We start from the raw sequence: 274 nt of genomic DNA, 5'->3' as shown, positions 1-274 counted from the left end.
CGTTAAACAATGGAGGCGGCAAGTAACCGCCCACGTACCTAGTGCAAGCGCCCCACTTTATGTCTCACCCCTGCACACCAGCGCTGCACTTAAGACCACGAGGCAGAGAGAATAGGGGTCCTTGCAGAAGATTTTTACAGTCAAATAAAAGAAAAGTTTAAGTCATTTATTGCCTTCTCTGCTGCGATTGATGAGAGCACCGACAATACAGATGACGAGCTCAATTGGGGATATTTATTTGTGGTGCATCTTTCACCCTCAATGAGGAGTTTGT

Annotated in this window: 1 protein-coding gene; it reads left to right on the top strand. The window is 46.4% G+C overall.

Translation table 11 applies throughout. The features are described 5' to 3' along the window. Nucleotides 1-111: 111 nt before the first annotated feature. Nucleotides 112-274 (top strand): hypothetical protein (locus tag IEQ44_RS18580; protein ID WP_498371227.1); only part of this gene is annotated, 163 nt, incomplete at its 3' end.

Source organism: Nocardioides malaquae, from assembly GCF_015070385.1.
Taxonomy (GTDB): domain Bacteria; phylum Actinomycetota; class Actinomycetes; order Propionibacteriales; family Nocardioidaceae; genus Nocardioides; species Nocardioides malaquae.
This window is presented reverse-complemented; position numbering and strand designations above follow the sequence as displayed.